The sequence below is a fragment of the Paenibacillus monticola genome (assembly GCF_009664975.1).
GTDB lineage: Bacteria > Bacillota > Bacilli > Paenibacillales > Paenibacillaceae > Paenibacillus_AQ > Paenibacillus_AQ monticola.
In genome coordinates, this window is sequence record NZ_WJXB01000005.1 from 207,939 (window position 1) to 228,941 (window position 21,003).

The 21,003-nt window shown below is 46.4% G+C and carries 20 protein-coding genes; 6 read left to right on the top strand and 14 right to left on the bottom strand.

Annotation, left to right across the window (positions count from 1 at the left end; all coding sequences use genetic code 11):
* Window positions 1-258 precede the first annotated feature (258 nt).
* Window positions 259-1,056, top strand: coding sequence for a GNAT family N-acetyltransferase (locus GJB61_RS16490; protein WP_154119837.1), 798 nt, complete (start codon window positions 259-261; stop codon window positions 1,054-1,056).
* Window positions 1,057-1,090: 34 nt separating this feature from the next.
* Here the strand turns inward: GJB61_RS16490 and GJB61_RS31225 are convergent, their stop codons facing one another.
* From GJB61_RS31225 to GJB61_RS16525, 7 genes are all read right to left on the bottom strand, one after another.
* Window positions 1,091-2,005: a putative amidoligase domain-containing protein gene (locus GJB61_RS31225; RefSeq protein WP_338115881.1), complete on the bottom strand. Its 915-nt coding sequence runs from the start codon at window positions 2,003-2,005 to the stop codon at window positions 1,091-1,093.
* Between the two features lie 851 nt (window positions 2,006-2,856).
* Window positions 2,857-3,414 carry an outer spore coat protein CotE gene (locus GJB61_RS16500; RefSeq protein ID WP_154119841.1) on the bottom strand — a complete coding sequence of 186 codons (558 nt, stop codon included), beginning with the start codon at window positions 3,412-3,414 and terminating at the stop codon, window positions 2,857-2,859.
* A gap of 150 nt (window positions 3,415-3,564) precedes the next feature.
* The gene (locus GJB61_RS16505; RefSeq protein WP_154119843.1) at window positions 3,565-4,587 is read right to left on the bottom strand and encodes an HD-GYP domain-containing protein; all 1,023 of its coding nucleotides are present in this window, start codon (window positions 4,585-4,587) and stop codon (window positions 3,565-3,567) included.
* 219 nt (window positions 4,588-4,806) lie between these two features.
* Window positions 4,807-5,790: an aromatic acid exporter family protein gene (locus tag GJB61_RS16510; protein WP_154119845.1), complete on the bottom strand. Its 984-nt coding sequence runs from the start codon at window positions 5,788-5,790 to the stop codon at window positions 4,807-4,809.
* Between the two features lie 135 nt (window positions 5,791-5,925).
* A complete protein-coding gene (locus GJB61_RS16515; RefSeq protein WP_229521897.1) occupies window positions 5,926-6,705 on the bottom strand; it encodes an ABC transporter permease in 780 nt (259 codons plus the stop codon).
* 56 nt (window positions 6,706-6,761) lie between these two features.
* A complete protein-coding gene (locus GJB61_RS16520) occupies window positions 6,762-7,538 on the bottom strand; it encodes an ABC transporter ATP-binding protein (protein WP_154119850.1) in 777 nt (258 codons plus the stop codon).
* A gap of 58 nt (window positions 7,539-7,596) precedes the next feature.
* Entirely contained in the window at window positions 7,597-8,619 is a 1,023-nt protein-coding gene (locus GJB61_RS16525; protein WP_154119852.1) for an ABC transporter substrate-binding protein, read from the bottom strand.
* Window positions 8,620-8,994: 375 nt separating this feature from the next.
* Between GJB61_RS16525 and GJB61_RS16530 the strand changes: the two genes are divergently transcribed.
* Window positions 8,995-10,713: an alpha-amylase family glycosyl hydrolase gene (locus GJB61_RS16530; protein WP_154119854.1), complete on the top strand. Its 1,719-nt coding sequence runs from the start codon at window positions 8,995-8,997 to the stop codon at window positions 10,711-10,713.
* On the opposite strand, the gene GJB61_RS16535 is transcribed toward GJB61_RS16530, so the two are convergent.
* The gene (locus GJB61_RS16535) at window positions 10,710-11,369 is read right to left on the bottom strand and encodes a hypothetical protein (protein WP_154119856.1); all 660 of its coding nucleotides are present in this window, start codon (window positions 11,367-11,369) and stop codon (window positions 10,710-10,712) included. The two genes, GJB61_RS16530 and GJB61_RS16535, sit on opposite strands and share 4 nt — an antisense overlap.
* A 170-nt stretch (window positions 11,370-11,539) precedes the next feature.
* On the opposite strand from GJB61_RS16535, the gene GJB61_RS31760 reads away from it, so the two are divergent.
* Entirely contained in the window at window positions 11,540-11,779 is a 240-nt protein-coding gene (locus GJB61_RS31760; RefSeq protein WP_154119857.1) for a hypothetical protein, read from the top strand.
* A 115-nt stretch (window positions 11,780-11,894) separates the two neighbouring features.
* On the opposite strand, the gene GJB61_RS31765 is transcribed toward GJB61_RS31760, so the two are convergent.
* The gene (locus GJB61_RS31765; RefSeq protein WP_229521849.1) at window positions 11,895-12,032 is read right to left on the bottom strand and encodes a hypothetical protein; all 138 of its coding nucleotides are present in this window, start codon (window positions 12,030-12,032) and stop codon (window positions 11,895-11,897) included.
* Between the two features lie 214 nt (window positions 12,033-12,246).
* On the opposite strand from GJB61_RS31765, the gene GJB61_RS16545 reads away from it, so the two are divergent.
* Complete coding sequence (locus GJB61_RS16545; RefSeq protein WP_154119859.1) at window positions 12,247-12,873, top strand: FMN-dependent NADH-azoreductase; 627 nt, start codon at window positions 12,247-12,249, stop codon at window positions 12,871-12,873.
* A gap of 873 nt (window positions 12,874-13,746) precedes the next feature.
* Here the strand turns inward: GJB61_RS16545 and rsgA are convergent.
* The 4 genes from rsgA to GJB61_RS16565 all read right to left on the bottom strand — a co-directional run bounded on the left by rsgA (window position 13,747) and on the right by GJB61_RS16565 (window position 17,273).
* Window positions 13,747-14,832: a ribosome small subunit-dependent GTPase A gene (rsgA, locus tag GJB61_RS16550; protein ID WP_154119861.1), complete on the bottom strand. Its 1,086-nt coding sequence runs from the start codon at window positions 14,830-14,832 to the stop codon at window positions 13,747-13,749.
* 419 nt (window positions 14,833-15,251) lie between these two features.
* Window positions 15,252-15,923, bottom strand: a complete 672-nt coding sequence (locus GJB61_RS16555; RefSeq protein WP_154119863.1) for an HAD family hydrolase — start codon at window positions 15,921-15,923, stop codon at window positions 15,252-15,254.
* Window positions 15,924-16,099: 176 nt separating this feature from the next.
* Window positions 16,100-16,555 (bottom strand): DUF3939 domain-containing protein, encoded by a 456-nt coding sequence (locus tag GJB61_RS16560; RefSeq protein ID WP_154119865.1) that lies wholly within the window; start codon window positions 16,553-16,555, stop codon window positions 16,100-16,102.
* 121 nt (window positions 16,556-16,676) lie between these two features.
* Entirely contained in the window at window positions 16,677-17,273 is a 597-nt protein-coding gene (locus GJB61_RS16565; protein WP_338115884.1) for a DUF2087 domain-containing protein, read from the bottom strand.
* 194 nt (window positions 17,274-17,467) lie between these two features.
* Here GJB61_RS16565 and GJB61_RS16570 point away from each other — a divergent pair, with 194 nt between their 5' ends.
* The gene (locus GJB61_RS16570) at window positions 17,468-18,472 is read left to right on the top strand and encodes a YpdA family putative bacillithiol disulfide reductase (protein ID WP_154119867.1); all 1,005 of its coding nucleotides are present in this window, start codon (window positions 17,468-17,470) and stop codon (window positions 18,470-18,472) included.
* 1 nt (window position 18,473) lies between these two features.
* Window positions 18,474-18,917, top strand: coding sequence for a DUF441 domain-containing protein (locus GJB61_RS16575; RefSeq protein ID WP_154119869.1), 444 nt, complete (start codon window positions 18,474-18,476; stop codon window positions 18,915-18,917).
* Between the two features lie 267 nt (window positions 18,918-19,184).
* Here GJB61_RS16575 and GJB61_RS16580 read toward each other — a convergent pair whose 3' ends face one another.
* Complete coding sequence (locus GJB61_RS16580; RefSeq protein WP_338115885.1) at window positions 19,185-20,933, bottom strand: ABC transporter ATP-binding protein; 1,749 nt, start codon at window positions 20,931-20,933, stop codon at window positions 19,185-19,187.
* Window positions 20,934-21,003: the final 70 nt, after the last annotated feature.

Genomic DNA, 21,003 nt, shown 5'->3' on the forward strand with positions numbered 1-21,003 from the left:
TACTGTCCTCTATTATAGCAGAAAGTTGCCACACTACGATATCCGGTGAAGATAAGCAAACCTTTAGTCCACTGATTGAGAGAAGGTTACTGCTCATTCGTCAGAACACTTAGTCGATGCTATTATAGCTGCATTTATCTTTGTCGGTTAGGATGAATCCTAATATCTGTGCTTTTTACGGTCATGTAATGTAAAATAATAACAAGCAGCAGTTCTAATTATACATAGTGAATTATTATTACTGAAGGAGATTGTGAAATGATTCGCAAACTAACAGAGATTGACAGGAAACCATTGATGGCATTGTTAATTAAAGAACCTGCATTAAATTTATTTTTGATTGGCGATGTGGAGAATTTCGGGTTTGAACAAGAATTCATGGAATTATGGGGGGAATTTGATCCTGTAGATTTCCATATTAAAGCAGTTCTGCTGCGTTTCTACAAAAGCTATTTGCCCTATGCAGAAGGACCTTTTGATGTAGAGGGCTTTGCCGCACTTCTGAGGAAAGATAAGGACGTCGAAATGATCTCTGGATCGTCGGAGATAGTGAAGGCATTTGGCAGAATCATGAGCTTTCGCAAAGAAAAACATTTATATTTCGCAGAGTTAAAAGAAATGAATGCGGAAATATATAGCGGATTATCGGCCCCAGGCACTATCAAAAAAGCTACAATATCTGAAGTGAACGCGATTTGTGCACTTACGGATGGCATCCAGGAATTTGAGAGTAGCTCGGAAGGCTCGCGCAAAAGCTTACACCAAACGCTAGTGAGTGGCACCGGTCGCACTTATTATGTAGAATGCCAAGGCGAGGTGGTGGCAACCGCGTCCACAGCGGCGGAAAATTCCATGTCGGCGATGGTTATTGCTGTAGCCACTCACCAGGCCTATCGAGAACAAGGATTAGCTACACGTGTAGTTGTTCAGCTATGTGCAGATCTCCTCGCTGAAGGAAGATCATTATGTTTATTCTATGACAACCCGCGAGCTGGAGCCATTTATAAACGGCTTGGCTTCCAAGATATCGGTGCATGGTCCATGATGTATTTCTAGGTTGGTCATCGAAACATTATCTATGAGCAAATCCTTATTTATGTGTAGGTGAAATTGTGTGTGGTTCCCGCTGTATCCACAGCTCCCGGATATCACGGGATTCATCCCACGTCCGTTCTGCGGCTATATAGTGAAACAGCGGCTCGATGTAACGGGCGGCCTGCTCGTAGCCGCTTAAAGCGCGCAGTTGTGCCAGCAGGGGAGTAAATGCGGCGCGTAGCGGGGGTTTGTCGCCGCTGTAATAGGCGGCATGCAGCTCTTCCCGGTCGAGCGGGCGCAGCGGAAGCTCCTCATAATGGCTCACTATAAGGTGAGCCAGATAGACCGCACCCTTGGCGACGACCGGAGAGACCAGAAAGCTCGGCAGGGTGCGGTACTCAAAGCCGCCATGCGGCTGATACCTGAAATCGCCGAGCACTCCGTAACGCGGACGCCGCGCCCCGGCCCGGGCGTCCTCCAGCAGTAGCATCGGCAGCGCGAGATAGTTGTCGAGCGCACGCAATAGCGGCCCGCTCAGCGTCACGCCGCTGAAGTGCAGGTGGCCGCCAAGGGCCCAGCCCCGCAGCGGCATGCCTCCCGCCCGCCAGCGGAGCGAGCGGTCGGTGATGAGCCGGTCCGCCGCGGCGACGGCGGACATCAGCTGCGCCAAGAGCGCGCGCGGTTCCCCGCGCGGCTCCGGGCGCAGCTCGGCGACCGGGAACGCGCCGCGCGTTCCCGGAGGCCCGGCGTCGCAGCCCGCGACGCCAGCCATAGGCAGGAACCGCGACGCACGCACGACGCGGTCCGAGGTCTCCCGGAGTAGTAGAAACTCCGGGTCCATGCCCATGAGCAGCCCAGGACGGCCGGGCTGCTCCAGAGCGAGCTTCCTTGCCAGCACCTGCGCAGCAGTGCGGTAAGGCTCTGGCAACGTTGTGCTGGGCTGCTCTAGCAGTGGAGTGATTGCCTCCACCACATATCTGCGGCTACCCATATCCGTTAGCAGTACTTCCCCGCTGTCTAGCCCTAAGCTGTATAACGTCCGAACTGCCAGCTCCTGGAGCAGCTTTGTCACTCCACGTTGCTCTATTGGAGGAGCTAAGGTTAGTGAGCTATTCCCTTCGTTTTGTAAGCTTGCGCTAACTGGATTGCTGGAGGCAGCAATCATAGCCGGGCCTGCTCCAAGTGGCACAATCTCCAGTACGGTTAGATTATAAACTAAAATTCGATATCGCTGTCTATGGCTACGCTGAGTTAAACCTGCTTTATATGTATGATTGGCATGCTCCAACTCGATATGCTCATGCTCATTAAGCGCCCGCTGTTGATTATAAAGACCGGATATTCCCAGCAGCTTCTTCCTGCTAGCCGGTGTTAAGGCAACTTCCAGGCCACTGCGCTGCAGTCTTTGTTCTCTCTGCTCTATAGACCATGCGCGATAACCCTGAACTCCCTCATTCATGGACATGCCCTCCCTCAAAGCACCGCCGAATACGGCAGCACGCACCTGACAACAAGAAACCTTGCCTCAAATAGAATCTTGACTATGAAGCTTATTTCATTACAATATTGATGCCATGAAGCAACCTGAGCATCCATCCTACCCGCCGTCTTTACAACAACAGCAAAAAACGGCCTTCCGTCCAAGGGACGGCACCGTTTTTGCATCGCAGAGTAAGCTGAATAATCCCCCTAGCGAAGTCATTCCCGAACGCAAAAAAATTTTCAAAAAAAGGAGGGCATTAGCCCTCTTCGCCGCCGCCCTTCCTACATATAATGGGAGCATAACCCATTGCTATTCAGTTAGCGGCGGCGAAACCTTCCTTACAACTCATCATCCAGGGCGTCAGGGTCCAAATCATCATAATCAAAGCTTTCACCATCAAAATCATAATCCTTGTCTTCCAGATCATCACTTTGATCGCTGACATACACGCGGACTTTGGTCTCAGCCACCATCTCCGCCTCGAATTCGCGCTCTACACGGAGCGTTACACTGCCACCACCTGGAGATACGCCAGCTTCCACACAGTTTGGTTCCTGCGTTGCATCCGCAGATACCTCTACCGTGGAAGCACGGTGTCTTGGGTCCAGATACGACAGCGGAATAAGCTCCACATAGGAGACCGTTTCTTTGGCTACCTCGGTCTGCTTGTTTTTGTCGTACGAGTACCAGATGTTAACATCATAAGTACCAATTACTTCGATTCCGTTCCCGGCGGCAACCGCTTCGTATTGGTGGTTGATAATCCAAGCCCCCAGAATACTAGTCGGATGATGTGGCGGAGTCACGGTATGGGTTGCGGTAGAGAACTTACGACCTTTGCCGCAAATTGCCTTCGTAATGATCTCCCTTGTTTGACGTTTATGGCTTAATGACATCTTTGAACCTCCTCCATACAATCATTCACTATCAAGTGTATGCAGGATCTGGGCATTTGTTGATTGTTAGTCTATAAATAAATTTGGGTAAGCCCTCAAACGGCCTTCATCCTGAGACTCATAGTACATTTCAGAAGAAAAACATGTAGTCTATTGCGGGATTACTCGTACAATCCCTAGTGTTCTTTCCCTGCTAAGATCAACGAAATCCTCCCCGATGTTCACAAGTGGACGCAATGGATCATGAGAAAGAATTAGAATAATCTTCCCGATCCTACCATCCGTCAGTTCGACCTCGTTCCCTAGCATCGACTGCATCAACTTATCTATAAATACTCTGGAAATATAAGGGTCAAGCTTGCCAAATACATCATCCTGCATCTGAATTAGAACCTGATATAGTGGTGATGCTTTTCGGTAGAAACGATCAGAGGTCATCGCATGAAAAATATCGACTACCGCAACAATTTTGCTGAAATCCGTTATTCGATGTCCGAGCAGGCCAAATGGATATCCACTGCCATCCATTCGTTCATGATGCTGCAGAGCCACAAGCGCCTGCAAATGATTGGTGCCCACCGTATCTCTGATCATCTCGTATCCGTAAGTGGTATGCTTCTTCATCAACTGGTATTCTTCATCCGTTAAGGGTCCCTCTTTGCTCAGTATTTCCGCAGGGATCATCATTTTTCCAATATCATGAAGAGTAGCGGCGATAGTCAGCATGCCGAGATCTTCCGGCTTTAATTTGAGCCATTTGCCAAGCAGTGTGGACAATATACCCACTGCAACGTTATGCCTGTATGTATAATCATCCTTGGACTGCAGGGCAGCCAAAATTCCGTAGAAATCATTCCGCTCAGACACCTGTTGGATAAAAGGAATAACCTCATTCCTGAGCTCAATCATCGGCAGACGTTTACTTTTGTTATAACGAATCTGTTCAAAAATGTTTTCCATTGCCGACGTGCAATCATCTACAGCAATCTGAAAAAAAGCCGCTTTATCCAGCTGAATGACATCACTAGCATCCAAAATAATCTTATGCTGCTTGATCAGTCGTATATGGTCTGTGCTTAATAAAGTATTTGCGGGTAAAACAAATACACCCTTTTCATTAAAGAGGTTGGTTATAAGCTGTTTACCAATAAAGTTGTCATTGCTTTTGTCCATACTCTTCACCTGCCAGAGCGGAAAATTCGCTTGTGGCGAACCCCTGCTGTATTGGAACCCTCACTATTTATTTTATTATTCACAGTATTCTCGTCTCCTGAACGTAAACTGAATAAAAAATCATAGTCAGCAACAATAGATTTTAGTTCATACATATTCTATCGTTCTTTCACTAAAGAATGTTAATACTTGATTGGTTATTAACAATCCTCAGGTCCATCATTTGCCTGCAGTGAGTGTTCGATTCTCCTGCTTCAGTCCTACCGGCATTTTATGCCGCTTGGCAATTTTCAAATACAGTGCCAGTTCCCGACACAACTGCAAAATAGCAGATCGCACTTCAAATTCCTCACGAGTCTCTGGCAGCTCCATTTTTTGAAACTCCTCCTCCAGACCATAGAGCAGTCGTTCTGTCCGGCCTGTGTATTCTTCTGCCAGAACATCTCCGCTGAGCTGATCGAACAATTCAGCGACCATATCACCGTGCGGCAGTTGGCGATAGACCTGCGACAACAGCTGCAGCATATTTTGAATCGATTCCAGCTGTTCCTTCCGCATGTAGAAGTAAACATTCCACGCCGCATCCGGATTTATCACATGATTCTCCATTTCCCTGGCTGCAGCGCTCAGACCGCGTTGTACCGCCGTGTTCGCCCCAATAAGCTCTTTTCCATCCCAGATATATCCAGGTTCACGCAGTGTCCGTGCCAGTTGGGTGAAAATAACTGAAAAGAAGCCATCGACTTCCTTGCGGATGACATACATCGCCCCTTCGGTCTGCGGCATGTAGATCAGATTCACCAGCCCGGCGGAGCCGAGACCAATTACCAACAATTCAATCTGCTGAAGCAGGATATGCAGCGTAATCTCAGCTTGTCCAAATACACGAAAGACGATAACGGAGCTAGTAACGATACCTTCCTTAAAGCCAGATTTCACAATAAGCGGAAAGCCGAACAGCACGTACATTCCAAGCACCCAATAATGAAAACCCAAGACCCAGAATAAAATACAGCCAAAAAAGAGTCCCACGAGCGAGGCCGTAAAACGTGCCGTTATCGTCCGGAGACTCCTCTTGCGGGTGGTTTCCACACCCAGAATCGCTAACAGACCCGCACTCTGCGCATTTGGTATTCCTACAGCAGCTGCCAACAATACGGACAGGACGGTTGCAGCCGCTGTTTTGATAATTCGAAATCCCATGAAGATATCTCTCCTTGAAAGTTTTGTAAGTCATGCTTCTCCGAAATAGCTTCATACAAAACTCGCTTCGGAAGCTTAGGTAAAGATATAGTCATGGTACAAGATTTTCCGCAGAGACACAATAAGACATTATTTTCATTGTCTCGACAATAGAATCTTTTCCATATATAAGACCAACTGATACATTGCCGTTGCCACTGCTGCGATGATAAGCAGACTGGACATGACCAGCGTGAAATTAAATACCTGAAAGCCATAAATAATCAGATAGCCAAGCCCTGACTTCGCGACCAGAAACTCACCAACAATGACCCCCACCCAGGACATGCCCACATTCACTTTTAGTGTAGAGACAACCGTTGGGAAGGATGCAGGTAAAATAACCTTGAAGAATACCTGTACCCGAGTTGCTCCGAAGGAGCGGACTACCTTGATTAAATTAGGGTCCACGCTGCAGAAACTGTTATACACAACCAGCGTGGTTATGATGACTGTAATCGATAATGTAGTGACAACGATAGCAGTGAATCCCGCACCAAACATTACGATAAATATTGGGCCGAGCGCCACTTTCGGCATGCTGTTAAAGACGACCATATACGGATCAAGGACTGCTGATAGAAAAGGCGACCACCAGATGATAACAGCCAGCAGAGTCCCAAGCAGAGTACCCAACACAAAGCCTACGGCAGTCTCGCCTACTGTTATCCCGAGATGCGGCCAGAGACTGCCGCTAACCATATCCCCCCAGATCTGCCGGAAGACCTTAGTCGGATAGCTGAACAACAACTCATCAATATAGCCCAGTCTGGCCCCCGCTTCCCAAAGGACGAAGAACAGCAGCAGCACACCGCTGCGCACAGCAAGAACCTGATTGCGCCGCCGCTGCTTTTTCTTCTTAAATTCTCCATGCATTTGCTGCAGCCATAACTCTCGGGAAGCTGCGTCCCCGGTTTGCCCGTTATGCTTCACTAGCTTTCCCTCCCTGCAGACTCCATTTCCTGCCATATTTCATGAAAAAGCTCCGCGAAGCCTGCCTGATCACGCGCATATAAAGGAGGTGCGGCCCGGATAACCTCCGGTACTGGAAAGACTTTGCGGATCTTGCCCGGATTCCGCTGCAACAGAATAACCCGGCTGCTGACCGCAATCGCCTCGGACAGGTCATGTGTTACCAGCACTGCCGTTGTCCCGCGGCGGCGCAGTGTCTCTGACACCAGGTCCTCAAGCTGCAGCTTGATCTGGTAATCCAGCGCCGAGAAGGGTTCATCCAGCAGCAGCAGTCCAGGGTCAGTGGCCAAGGTGCGCACCAGCGCCACCCTTTGGCGCATGCCTCCAGACAGCTGCGCTGGGTAAGCTTGAGCCTTATCCTTAAGCCCCATGTCTTGGAGCAGCTCCAAAGTCTTCTTTTTTGTATCATCATTCAAACATCCCGTTAACTCCAGACCTAGCACCGCATTGTCCAATATGCTGCGCCAGGGAAAAAGATAGTCCTGCTGCAGCATATACCCTACCTCTGGAGAGGGTCCATTCATGGGCCGGCCATTGATAACCACTTCACCGCGCGAAGGTTGTAGCAGCCCGGCTATGATCGATAATATAGTTGTCTTACCGCAACCACTGGGACCAACCAGGCTGACGAATTCTCCCTTTTCAACAGTAAGATTCAGGTCCTCAACGGCTAATGAAGCCTCAAGATCGCCAAGATAGGCATGCGTAACTCCCTTTAGCTGCACTACTGGAAGCATATCGGCCCCTCCTTTTAGGTTGTAGTGCTTGAACCCCCCTCTAATGTTGTGTAACTTGTTATTTTGAGACGTCAGCCTTAAGGCTTGCTTCTGCTTTTTCGGCAAAGCTGTTATTGACAATTTTCTCTACTGGAACACGTGCTTTCAATTCCCCGGCATTCTCCATGACATCCAACAGATTGTTCCATTCCTCGTTATCCACAACCGGATTAACGGCATAGGTATCCTGTTCCTTGTAACGCTTGACCGACGAGACTACAATATCCCGGTCTGTATTCTCAAAAAAGGGAAGAATTGCATCGGTAATCTCCTCTGGACTGTGCTCCTTCACCCATAGCTGTGCACGCTGGATCGCATTGGTGAACTTCTGGACGGTGTCTCCATTTTTGCTGATATAGCTGTCTTTGGACATAAATACCGTATAAGGTAAATAGCCGCTCTCTATCCCGAACGAAGCTACAACTTTACCCCGGCCTTCACGTTCGAAGATGGATGCCTGAGGTTCAAACAGCTGCACGTAATCCCCTGTCCCCGAAGCAAAGGCTCCGGCAATGTTAGCGAAGTCGATATTCTGAATTAGAGTAATATCCTTGGCAGGATCTATCCCTTTTTGCAATAAGCTATACGCCCCGGCCATTTGTGGCATTCCGCCTTTTCTTTGGCCGAGAAAGGTTGAGCCCTCCACTTTATCCCAGCTGAAATCATCTACATCCTTACGGGCGAACAGAAATGTCCCATCCCGTTGAGTCAACTGCGCAAAGTTAATGACAGGATCATCCGCACCCTGCTGGTACACATAAATGGAAGTTTCCGAGCCTACCAGCGCCACATCAATGGCTCCCGAGAGAAGCGCAGTCATAGTCTTGTCTCCGCCTGGAATCGTCTGTAGTTCTACCTCCAACCCCTCATCCTTAAAAAAGTTCTGCGACAAAGCCACATATTCTGGCGCATAAAAGACAGAGCGGGTAACTTCGCCAATCTTCACCTTTACCCCCGTTGAATCTCCACCACAGCCGGCAAGTATTGAAAAACATAATGTAATGAGCATGAGTGACAGGGACCTCTTGTTCCTTCTCTTCATTCTTCATTCTCCTTTCTTACCGGGTCTATTACCCTTATCTAAAGCATATGCTGCTGCCTAGTGAAAGGTTAAGAAGAGCTAATGATACCGTTTGCACAGATTTATTGTGATTTACAGAGCTGAATACAGCTGAGATCATTTATCTCCTTCGTTAATACTGAACCTTATTTGAGATATTCCTATTAATCACGGGGAATTTATAGAATATCAAAGTAAATAAGAAGATATTTAGAACAGATGCCAGATTATTAGACTATTCCGGATTTTTAGAGTTGTGCAAACGTTTTAATATTGTGGGTATTTTCAGGTAATATTAATGATAAAGCGCTTACCTTACTATAAAAAGCGAACTTGCCATGAAAGAGGTTGTCTACTATGTATCCACAGTTTACATATCTACCTTCAAAACGCACCCTCCAGACTGTTACTGCCACAGCCTTAACTGCTGTAATGCTGGTCGGTTGCTCTGGTAATCCTCCGAAAGGATCTGCTCTATCGACCGCCTCTCCTCAAACGACAGCACAGCAGAATCACACAGTTGCTCCAGCAGTTACCCAACAGAGTACTAACAAATCTGTGACGGCTGTTGATGAGCAGCCCTCCACTGTCTTTTATGAAATATTTGTGCGTTCCTTCTTTGACTCGGATGGCGACGGAATTGGTGATTTGCAGGGAGTTACGGAGAAACTCGATTATTTGAATGATGGCGATCCCGCTACCACAGATGATCTAGGCATTGGAGGTATTTGGCTTATGCCTATTAATCCTTCCCCAAGTTATCATGGCTACGATGTAACCGATTATCGCAATATTAATCCTGATTACGGAACTCTAGAGGATCTGCAGGAGCTTATTCAAGCGGCACATCAAAGAGGCATCAAAGTGATTATGGATTTGGTGGTGAATCACACCTCGAAGGAACATCCGTGGTTTGTTGATTCTGCTAAGAATGAAGAGGGTAAATACCGAGACTGGTATATTTGGGCAGAGGATCAGAATCGACCAGCAAGCGGAACCAGTGCTGCGGGCAGTGGCAATCCGTGGCATAGCCTGCTTGGGAGTCACTATATGGGCACTTTTTGGGAGGGGATGCCTGATTTGAATTTCGATAATCCAGCAGTTCGCAGTGAAATGTTGGACATCGGACAATTCTGGCTGGAAAAAGGCGTAGATGGCTTTCGACTGGATGCAGCCAAACATATCTATGAGGATCTGCTAACAGACAAAAGTGCAGCTACAACCGCTAAAAATGTAACCTGGTGGCAGGAATTCCGCAAAGCTATGAATGCGGTCAATCCGCAGGCTTATATTGTAGGCGAGGTATGGGAGAATTCTGCCGTTTCTGTTGGTGCTTATCTGAATCAGGCTTTCGATTCGGGCTTTAACTTTGGCTTGGCAGAGACCTTGCTCCATTCCGTAGAAGCAGAGAAAGACAGTGGGGCAGCCTATACGCTAGAACGTACGTATAAGCTTTACTCACAAATCTCAAAGAACGCTTTTACCGATGCCATATTTCTAACAAATCATGATCAGAATAGAGTTATGAGCCAGCTGCAAGACAACTTGGATCATGCTAAAATGGCTGCAGCCATGCTGCTAACCCTACCCGGAAATCCTTTCATCTATTATGGTGAGGAGATTGGGATGCTCGGTGTGAAGCCGGATGAAGGCATCCGCGAGCCTATGAGATGGGTACCTGAGGAAGATGGCAAAGGTCAAACAACCTGGGAAGACAGCAACAATAACATATTTAACGCAGAAAATAATGTGAAAAGTCAAAGTAAAGATGACCACTCGCTGCTGGAGCGATACCGTGAGCTCATCTCCCTCCGTAATGAAGTGCCTGCCTTGCGTGACGGAGGAATTCGTGATTATACCTCTGGCAATCCCGGTGTTATGGCTTATGAAAGAGTGACCGCTCAGGAACAAGTACTAGTTGTGCATAATCTTACCGGTAAAGAACAACAGGTCTCGCTCCATCCCAATGTGAATGGAGACAGTTATCACAAAGTTCTTAAGTACATCTCCGACGTAGCCGTCTTGAAGGGAGAATCCCTAAACTTACCTCCCTATTCATCTGCCATTCTGAACTAAAGAATAGAAGCGGGTTGCCAGACCCATTCTGTAAAAGTATTGCATAGCTGAGATTTATTCATCGGAAAAGCAATCATCCAGTCCTCTGCAGCACTGCAGTTCATGCGCAGCAGCCAACCAGAGGAGAAATCACCGATATAGGCAGCATAATGTACTTCCCAACCGCTATCGCTCCGAGAACAGAGCCGCAATTCACCCTCGGTGCAATAATATTTAATGACCTTGGCAAGTTGGACGGAGTGCTCATATTCTCCGGTTTCAGCAAATAAACTTTGAGTTAAACTATGTAGAGTGGATGAAACTGAGCTCTCTTTGAGCTCTTCATACTTATGTTTGGACATCATCAGAGCTGGAACAAGCGGGTAACTCGGCTCAAGTGGTTCAATTATATTGAACAGCTGAAGGCAGGCCTGCTCTACTGCTGCAAGTTCAATCCGTTCAAACTTTATGGCGCCACCCTTTTGATTAGAGATCAACAGAATCCTATCCTTATATACTTGCAGACATACGTCTTGAACATGCTCGCCTTCACTATATCGCAATCGGCACATTCGTTCCGCGGCTGTCGCCGTACGCAGCTGTTCCATTACATTTTCATTCATAGCACAATCAGGGAACAGAAAATGCGCTAAATATACGCTGTCTTTATCATTCACACCATCGTATCCTTCCTTAAATCAATAAAAATTTAAAATCCAAGCAAAATAAATGCGTCTTCGTGATATAAATCGCAATCTTTATGTTATCATAAGCTAATTTTAAGGTAAAATTAAGAAATAAAGGTTAAGATCAAAACATGAAATACTTGTAGCGAGGTGATTTCAAAATGAGAATGGTCATAACATTTCAGAACAAACTTGTACCTGTGTATTTCACAACAGAAAATAAACAGCCCACTCAAAAAGTACTTAGATTACTTAACAGTACGCTGGAGCTCAAAATTCAAAAAGGCAAAACTGCCCTCAAGAAATGTCTCAATTCTCTGATTAGTATCGAAATTAAAGGCTCTGAAGCTATATTGCACAGTTACAGTGAAAACGATTCATTAGCTCTATCCCTCTATTAATAGAGGGATATTTTTTTGCCTAACTACAGCACATATAATAAGGCATACTCCTTAAAGTTACAGGAATATGCCTTATTATATTTTAACACCGCTCTATTTGATTGGCGGCTGCTCTTCAGCCGGTTTTATAATTCGCATTTTCTGCTTTTTCGGCTTTTTGAATCCGCAGCTTGAATAACTTCACTAAATTCAGACGTGTGCGTTCTTCATGACAGCTGTCCAATTTCTTTATTATGAAACGGTCAATGGACATGTCCTTCGCTTCCTTTCATACTTCCATTCTTCCTAATCAGGTTAATAGGGAATAATTCCCTGCCCCCGTATCTCCTATATAAACGTGAATTCAACGATCTAAACGCACTTATTCTAACTAATTTTATCATTCGAAAAAAGTTATTTACAAACAAAAAATTAAGTGCTATATTAAATAAAGTAAATACCTATTATATATATAAGGAGAAATCATAATGACAAATGTCCTTTTTATCAAAGCTAATAACCGCCCTGTTGAACAATCCGTAAGTGTTAAGTTGTACCACGAATTTCTGGAGAGCTACAAACAAAGTCATCCACAAGATGAAATTACTGAATTGGATCTGTTTGCAGAACAACTTCCGTATTATGACAACACATTAATTACCGGAATGTACAAAGCAGCCCAAGGTTATGAAGCAACACCTGAAGAAGCTGCAGGCGCTGCGCTGGTCAACAAATATCTGGAACAATTTATTGCTGCTGAAAAAGTAGTCATCGCGTTCCCGCTGTGGAACATGACTGTTCCGGCTGTATTGCATACTTATATTGACTACCTGAGCCAAGCCGGCAAAACGTTCCAGTACACTGCTGAAGGACCAAATGGTCTGCTAGGCGGCAAAAAAGTCGTTCTTTTGAATGCCAGAGGTGGTATTTATTCCGAAGGACCTGCTGCTGGTGCTGAAATGGCCGTAAACTTTATCTTGGGAATGTTAGGCTTCTGGGGAGTTACGGATATTGAGCAAGTCATCATTGAAGGACATAACCAGCTTCCACAACAAGCCACAGAAATCATCGAAAAAGGCTTGCAATTGGCTAAGACTACGGCAGTATCATTCTAATCTGCCTCCAGTATTAAAAGTCTGGTTATAGTGATATACCGCAACTTTTTCAGATAGATTTTCTGCATCAACCGGACTTTTATTTATATATAGATTCACAAGGGGGTTTCTCATAAGCCATGCAAATGGTTGCTGGGATATCCCTTTTTTTTGAGCAATTCGTAAGTAAGTGTTCGGAGAGACGCTCCGCGAATGGCACGTTGCTCCAATCGCTGTTGTCTCCAGATGTATTGAATTACACTTGTCCGTGTACATCCGGAGACAAAGGCGAACGCTACCGCTTTTCCGCAATCGTTCCGTCCTCTCCGCTGATTTCAGCGGAAAAATCATACTCAAAATCTTCTTAAAAATCACAAAAAAGAGAGCGTCCTTTGGTAAAATGAACGTCTATTAACCATTCTAAGGAGCAATTTCTTTGTACATTCAATAGACCATGGACCCACTACACTTGCCAATAGAATTAGAAAAAGAATACCGAGCCAACACCTCGTTCGTGGTCGTCAATACAGCCGTCACCCAGCTAAACGTCGCCTATCTTTGCTGCAGCATTTCCGGACGGACGGCAGGCAGGGCAACTATCCTCCAAAAATGCTAACCAATGTCTTTAATTACGCCTGCACCCAACGTATTTACTAGTCAGAAAGGCCGCGGGAAACCGAGAAGTCACCATCAGCATGAAGTCCTTACGTTACCGAAGCCCGGCATGGAAATACGCTTGCGGTTCGAAAACGAGCCAGTCTCCAATAACCCAGAGAATGGCTCGTTTTTTAGCTTTTACAGCTTTGAAGTTTTCAACTAACTGTCTCATACGTGAAAAATATCTTTTTTGGGGACAGCACTCTTTCCTTTTACATAGAATATCTTGAGTTCTGCTTAAAAATCATCCAGTCCACTGCGCCAACCTCTGGACCGTGATGGACTGACTTTTAAGGAAGTGTTGGCGTTTTTCCGCTTTGTCTTCTTTTCTTTGCTGCTTTGGTACAGAAGCTCACGTTGTGTTTTGCGATAATTCAACAGCCGGTTCTGTTCCAGCACACCGCTCTGCACCGCCTCCAGCACAGCACAGCCTTCTTCGCGGTCATGGCTGCAATCCTTGTAACGGCATTCTGCCGCCAAGCTGTTTATATCAGCAAAAGCCCGTTCCAGTCCGCCGTCATCCTCCCACAACTGCAGCTCCCGCATGCCTGGTGTGTCCACGATAATGCCTCCATCCGGCATTACAAACAGCTCACGATGCGTCGTTGTGTGCCGACCTCGACTGTCACCCTCTCTTATATCCTGGGTTACTTGCAGGTCCTTTCCGCACAACCGGTTGACCATTGTCGATTTACCACAGCCGGAGGAACCTGTCAGGGCAACGGTCTGGCCACTGCCAAGATAAGGAAGAAGACTCTCTAGCCCTTCACCTTGTAAGGCACTGACCGCATGCACAGCCACGCCTGGAGCAGCTCGTTCCATCTCGGCTATCTTGCTCTCTGCATCCGTACAGAGGTCTGCTTTTGTAAGCAGAATAACCGGATTCGCTCCACTGTTCCACGCCATAATGAGATATCTCTCCATCCGCCGCACATTAAAGTCATCGTTCAAGGCGCTGACCAGAAATAAAGTATCCACATTAGCGGCCACGATTTGCTCCTCTTGAGACGTTCCCGCTACTTTGCGTGAGATGACACTATGCCGCGGTAGAACACCATGAATTACCGCATGCTCACCGCCATCCTGCATGGAGAGCCCCACCCAGTCACCGATAGCCGGATAATCCCCCGATACTACTAGCCCATGCCTCAGCTTGCCCGCAAGTTCACCCCAGGTCTCCCCCGACTCCGCCATTACACGGTACTTAGTGCCAAAATCACCGACAATCCGGCCAGGTACAAGCTCTGGTCCTCCAGTATCAAGCCACTTCTCATTCCATTTTCTACTCCAATTTTCATTCCAGCCATATTGCTTAATACTCATCCAATTCCTCCTAAATGATGTGGTTATAGCCCTTACCTGCATTCAAATCAACCTGTCTTCGGGAACATAAACTTTGCCACAAAGCAAAAAACCGCCGGAACGTTTAGGTTCCGGCGGCTGGTCTGCTATAGACTGCTCCCTTTGTAAGAAAGTAGAGCGAATCTTAGATAGACACGCAAAAAAAGCCGCCGGAACCGATACGGTCCCCGACGGCTCTAATAGTTAAATTAGAGTTTACGCGCTAAACTGCACTAATTCTTACTGCGCAGTAGCTGTTCCCGGAAGACACGTATCCACAACAGTTGCAACCGATAATGTATAGACTGTCATAAATATCATCCCCTTCCGAAATAATCTGTTGTTAGCATAAACGGTGATCCCACATAATGTCAACCTAATCTTCAATACACAGCCGAAATTTACAAAATGTCCTTAAGCTCATCCAGCTCGTTAATGGTCTTCCATGGATGTACAACCAGCGAATCGTCCCAGTCATGGTTCCTTCGCAGCCATATGCTTTCCATCCCGGCTTTACCCGCTCCCCAGATATCATTCACAGGATGATCGCCGATAAACAAGGTCTGTCCAGCCTTTGTGCCCAGCCGTGCAAGAGCCAGTAGATAAATATCCGGGTCCGGCTTGCTGATCCCTACTTCTCCAGAGATAACGATGGTTTTAAAGTAGTCGCGCAGATTGATGGAGTCGATTTTGCCATATTGGATATCCGTCTTTCCGTTAGTAACCAGTCCGAGGATATAACCACGATCCCGGCAGTAACTCAATACATCAAGAGCATGCTTCATCAATGCTCCATGCTTTATATAGCTTTCATCATAATACTCACGGATGGCTGAAGCTGAGACTGGTGTTCGCCAAGGCAGCTCCTGAGCGAGCTCCGCAAAAAAGCCGTCTTTATCTCTGTAACCATCAGCGTCCCGGAGAATGATATCTTCGATTACCTCTTGCGCCTGCTTGGGATTCAAATATCCAAGAAAATCACGGACGAATTGTGTGCTAAAACTGCGAAAGGTATGATCACGATCCATTAATGTATTGTCCAGATCAAATAACAAGGCTTGTATATCTTTCATGCAATGATTCCCCTTATGTACTTAATTTCAATCCGCCACTTCAGGAATTCATTGTACTATGCCTTTACAAACAAAGAAAAGACCATTCTGAAAAAAGGAATTCGATCCTCCTCTTTTCAAAACAGTCTTACTGATCAAATTCATTAATCATTTGCATAGATCCATCGGTCACTTCCTTACTCAAAATGCTCCGGCCTGTGTGTCAGCATCATTTCCTCGTCCGTGATATATAATGGAAAAGGTGGGGTTTCCTTAAGATAACTTTCTGTGGAGAGCAGTCGGTAATGTACCTCAGGTAACCATGCATCCTCGATTAGCGGCAGCTTACCTGTGTCATTAATATAATTGTCCACCGCAGACTGAACCAAATCGAGATAATAAGGGACTAGCTTGTCTTCTTCGGCAAAGATTTCGAATGTTTCACGCGACATGTAGAACTTTTGCTGCGGTACACCACCCAAATAACGTTTTAGACGAGCAAGATCTATACTTTTATCTGCCATGATAAGAACCGTGCGATTAATCGGAGTGGGCATATCGGCTTCGAATTGCTTTACAGCCTGCTTGACCTGTGGCAATGTGACCCTTACTTGATCTGAATTGGTATTTTTCTTCGAGCGTTTAAATATCATACTGAAAGTCTCCTTTCGAAGGATATGTCAGATAACGCTTACAATTCCATTTTATTCGTTTTCTGAATATTTAATCAGTATTATTCCCAATATTCACAGAAAGTTACCATTTATAAGATCATTATTTGACATATTCCCAGTGAGTCCACATCTCCTGCGGGTTAAGTTCATATTTATCATTCTCCCTGTACATGAACTGATGCATGATAAACTCACGGCGGATGGTCGCAAAATCATCATGAAAGGGCTTAATAAACTCATTTATTTCTTTTTCCGTGTAGATGACTCCGGGCTCCAGTTTCTCCACAATACATTGCAGGGCGATCAATTTTTTCTTATACTGTGCGGGAATTTGCCGCAGACGGCCATCCTTGGAAAAAAAATTGCGCAGCACCGTTTCTTTGAGACTGTTATCCGATGATTGTTCTTCCATACCTTCTACCCCCTTAGCAAAAATAAATTGCAATGAAGCCTCTGCTGAAGCCGTAATAAATTCAGGGTTCAGCTTGAAATATACTGTGTTCTTATCACGACGTTCTTTAATCAGCGCAGCCTCACGCAATTTGGAGGCATGATGAGTTACCGTAGGCTGCGATAAATTCAATTTCTCAGCTAGAGCATGTCCATGCATTTCTCCCTGGGACAGAATCAGCATCATGCGCAGACGGGTAGGATCAGCTAAAGCTTTATGATATTTCACAATTTTATCAAGTTGCACAGGTAGACACTCCTCTAATATTCATAAACTGAATATAACGCCATGAAACAGTTTAGATATATATCTAATTATAAGACAATTAATACTGCTTATCAACCACTGCCACAATAAAATTCGCTCTTTATGGAAAAAAACTTGTGTTTGGGGTAGGATTTAAAGAAACGAACAGGAATTATCGGGAGGTTGCCAGCAAAATGAAAGATGTAATTATTATCGGAGCAGGTCCCTGTGGGCTCTCGACAGCCATGGAGTGCCAGCGCCAAGGGCTTACCAGCTTGATCATCGAGAAAAATTTTATCGTACATTCCATTTATTTATACCCGACCAATATGCAATTTTTCAGTACAGCCGAGCTGCTGGAAATCGGTGGTGTCCCTTTTACATCGCCAAATGATAAGCCCTTCCGTCATGAAGCACTAGTCTATTATCGTCGCGCTGCACAGCAGCATGGTCTGGAAATCGCCGCCTATGAAGAAGCTTTATCTGTTGAGCCTCTAGATGATGGAACGTTTGCCATCCATACTTCAAATTCGCGAGGTGAGCACAAGACCCGGCAGGCTGCCCACGTTGTGATCGCGACAGGTTACTTTGACCAGCCCAATATGATCGGAATCCCCGGTGAAGAGCTGCCCAAAGTGACTCATTATTTTGGAGAAGCCCATCCTTATACCGGTATGAAGGTTACCGTTATTGGCGGCAGCAATTCGGCAGTGGATGCTGCGCTTGAGCTGATCCGTGTAGGAGCTACCGTAGACATGGTGTATCGCGGAGATAGTATCTCAGAGAATATTAAACCCTGGGTTCGGCCAATCTTTGAAAGCCTGGTGAAAAAAGAAAAAATCACGCTGCATATTCAATCACGTGTAGTCGAAATTACACCACATTCTGTAATCATTCAGTTGCCTAATGGAGAAACTGAAGTTGTGGATAATGATTTTGTGCTGGCCTTAACCGGTTTCCGTCCTAGTCGCACCCTCCTGACTTCAGCAGGCGTTGTCATGGATGACGAGCTGGAGAAACCAGCATTCGATCACTCCACCATGGAGAGTAATGTGCCCGGACTGTATGTAGCAGGCGTAATCGCTTCCGGCCGCAATGCTAATGAGGTCTTTATTGAGACCGGTCGGGGACATGGCAAGCTTATTGTGGACCATATCCTCATGAAACAGTCGAGTAAAGAGAAGGAGATGGATCACTAACATGGACTTGACCTCTTTACTTTTACTTGGACTAGCGGCACTGGGTATTATCAGCAGCAATTCACCTGTGACCATCGCCATGGTCGTCCTTTTGCTGCTGCGAGTGCTCGGATTGCAGCAGGCCTTCCCGTGGCTGGAGAAGTATGGCCTGACCGTCGGGATCATCGTATTGACCATCGGTGTGATGACACCGCTGGCCAGCGGTAAAATATCGCTGCAGATGGTTGGCCAGTCATTCCTGAACTGGAAATCTCTGTTGGCGATCGCCATCGGTATTCTTGTCGCCTACCTCGGTGGACGAGGAGCGGTACTTATGGGCAGCCAGCCTACTGTTGTTGCCGGGCTCCTGATCGGTACAGTTATCGGGGTGGCCTTCTTCAAGGGTGTCCCGGTGGGCCCGCTTATCGCGGCTGGCATTTTGTCACTGGTAATTGGGAGAATGTAATTTACGCTGAGTAGACGCTCCGCGAACGGACCGTTGCTCCAATCACTGTTGTGTCCAGATTTTTTTGATTTCGGGACACAGCATATGCTTTCGAAGTGAGCTTTCCTTCGGAAAGCTTTCGGGCGAACGCTTCGCTTTTCCACAATCGTCCCGTCCTCTCCACTACTTTCAGTGTGAGCCGTTCAATGCAAAAAAATGGCCGCCTTCATCAGGCGACCCGTAAATGTATGAGATGAATTTCTCATTCTAACACCTTACTATCAGTAGTCAAGCATCCAACCGCTGTACATTAAACAGTCTGGCGTAACTTCCCTCCACAGCCATCAGCTGCTCGTGTGAACCTCGCTCTGTAATTTCACCGTTCTCCAGCACCACAATCTGGTCAGCGTGTGTTATTGTTGACAACCTATGAGCAACTATCAAGGTGGTGCGCTCGGAAGCTAGCGCCTGCAAGGCTTGCTGGATCAGATACTCCGACTCCAAATCCAGGGCCGAGGTAGCTTCGTCCAGAATGAGCACCTTCGGGTCCTTAAGAAATACCCGCGCGATAGCTACCCTCTGCTTCTGTCCACCGGACAGCTTTACTCCCCGCTCGCCAACCTCGGTGTCATATCCCTGTGGCAGTTGCAGAATGAAATCATGGGCATTGGCCGCCTGAGCAGCAGCAATAATATCTTCCTCCGGAGCTTCCGGATTGCCAAACAGAATATTGTCACGCACCGAGCCGCTGAACAGGAAGTTATCCTGAAGCACCATACCGACGGTCCTGCGCAGACTCTCCTGCGTCAGCTCCCTTATATCGTGCCCGTCCATTTGGAGGCTGCCTTCGCTAATATCATAGAAACGCGGAATCAAGCTGATCAAGGATGACTTGCCGCCACCGCTCATTCCAACAAAAGCTATCGTCTGCCCCGGCTTGATGCTTAAAGAAATATCCTTCAGCACCCATTCGTTCTCATCGTTGTATTTAAACCAAACATCCTTGAAATCAATGGCCCCTGTTGCACCAAGCAGTGGTTTTGCTCCAGGCGCATCCACGATATCATAAGGCTCGTCCAACAGCTCAAGCACGCGCTCCAGCGAAGCAGAGGCTTGGGTCAACACTGTCGAGGAGTTGATCAAGCGGCGCAAGGGCGCATACATACGGTCAAGGTAACCGAAGAACGCAACAAAGGTTCCCAAGGTCAAATTCCCTAGAATAACCTGATATCCCCCATAACCAATGACGAGCAGCGGTGCAATATCTGTCAACGTATTGATAATAGCGAAGGTGATCGCATTCCAGCGCGTTTGGGCCATCGCTTTTTCCAAAAAATGTTTATTGATAGATTCGAATTGTTTATGATCCACTTGTTCCATTGTGAAGCTGCGAATGATCGCAATGCCCTGAATCCGTTCATGCAGATAACCCTGAATCCCGGCTAGTGCCTGTGAACGATCTTTGGTCAGTACCTTGAGCCGCTTGTAAAGTGTATTTACAGCAATCGCGTAAAACGGCAAAATGGCGATAGATACAAGGGCAAGCGTCGGATTAAGATAGAACATAAACGCCAATGCGAACACAAGTGTGAACATATCCAGCCATATGTTCATCATCCCCACTTCTACCAAATTCTTGGTCTGCTCCACATCATTAATGAATCTGGAGATGGCCTCTCCCACCTTGGTATTCTGGTAATACCGCAGCGATAAACGCTGCAAGTGGCTGTACAGCTTGTTTCGCATGTCGAAAAGTACTTTGCTGGTAATCAGCTGGGCAAAATATTGACGGAAGTATTCCACCGGCCCCCTAACGATTACAAACAAAATAAAAGCTCCACCCAAAATAAGCATTAGCTGGGACACCCGCTCCTCAATCGTCATATTCGGATTCAACAGCAGATCATCCACAATATATTTCAGGATCATGGGTAGGGTTAGGGGAATGCTGAATTTAATCATGCCAATAATGAGCGTAATTATTATCAATTTCATATAGGGCCGAACAAAAGGGTAATAGGATTTCCATTGCTTCACTGAATTGTTCTGTCCCTTCACTTCATCGAGATTACAAGGTGTTGTTGACTTTTGCGCTCTACAATGTTTT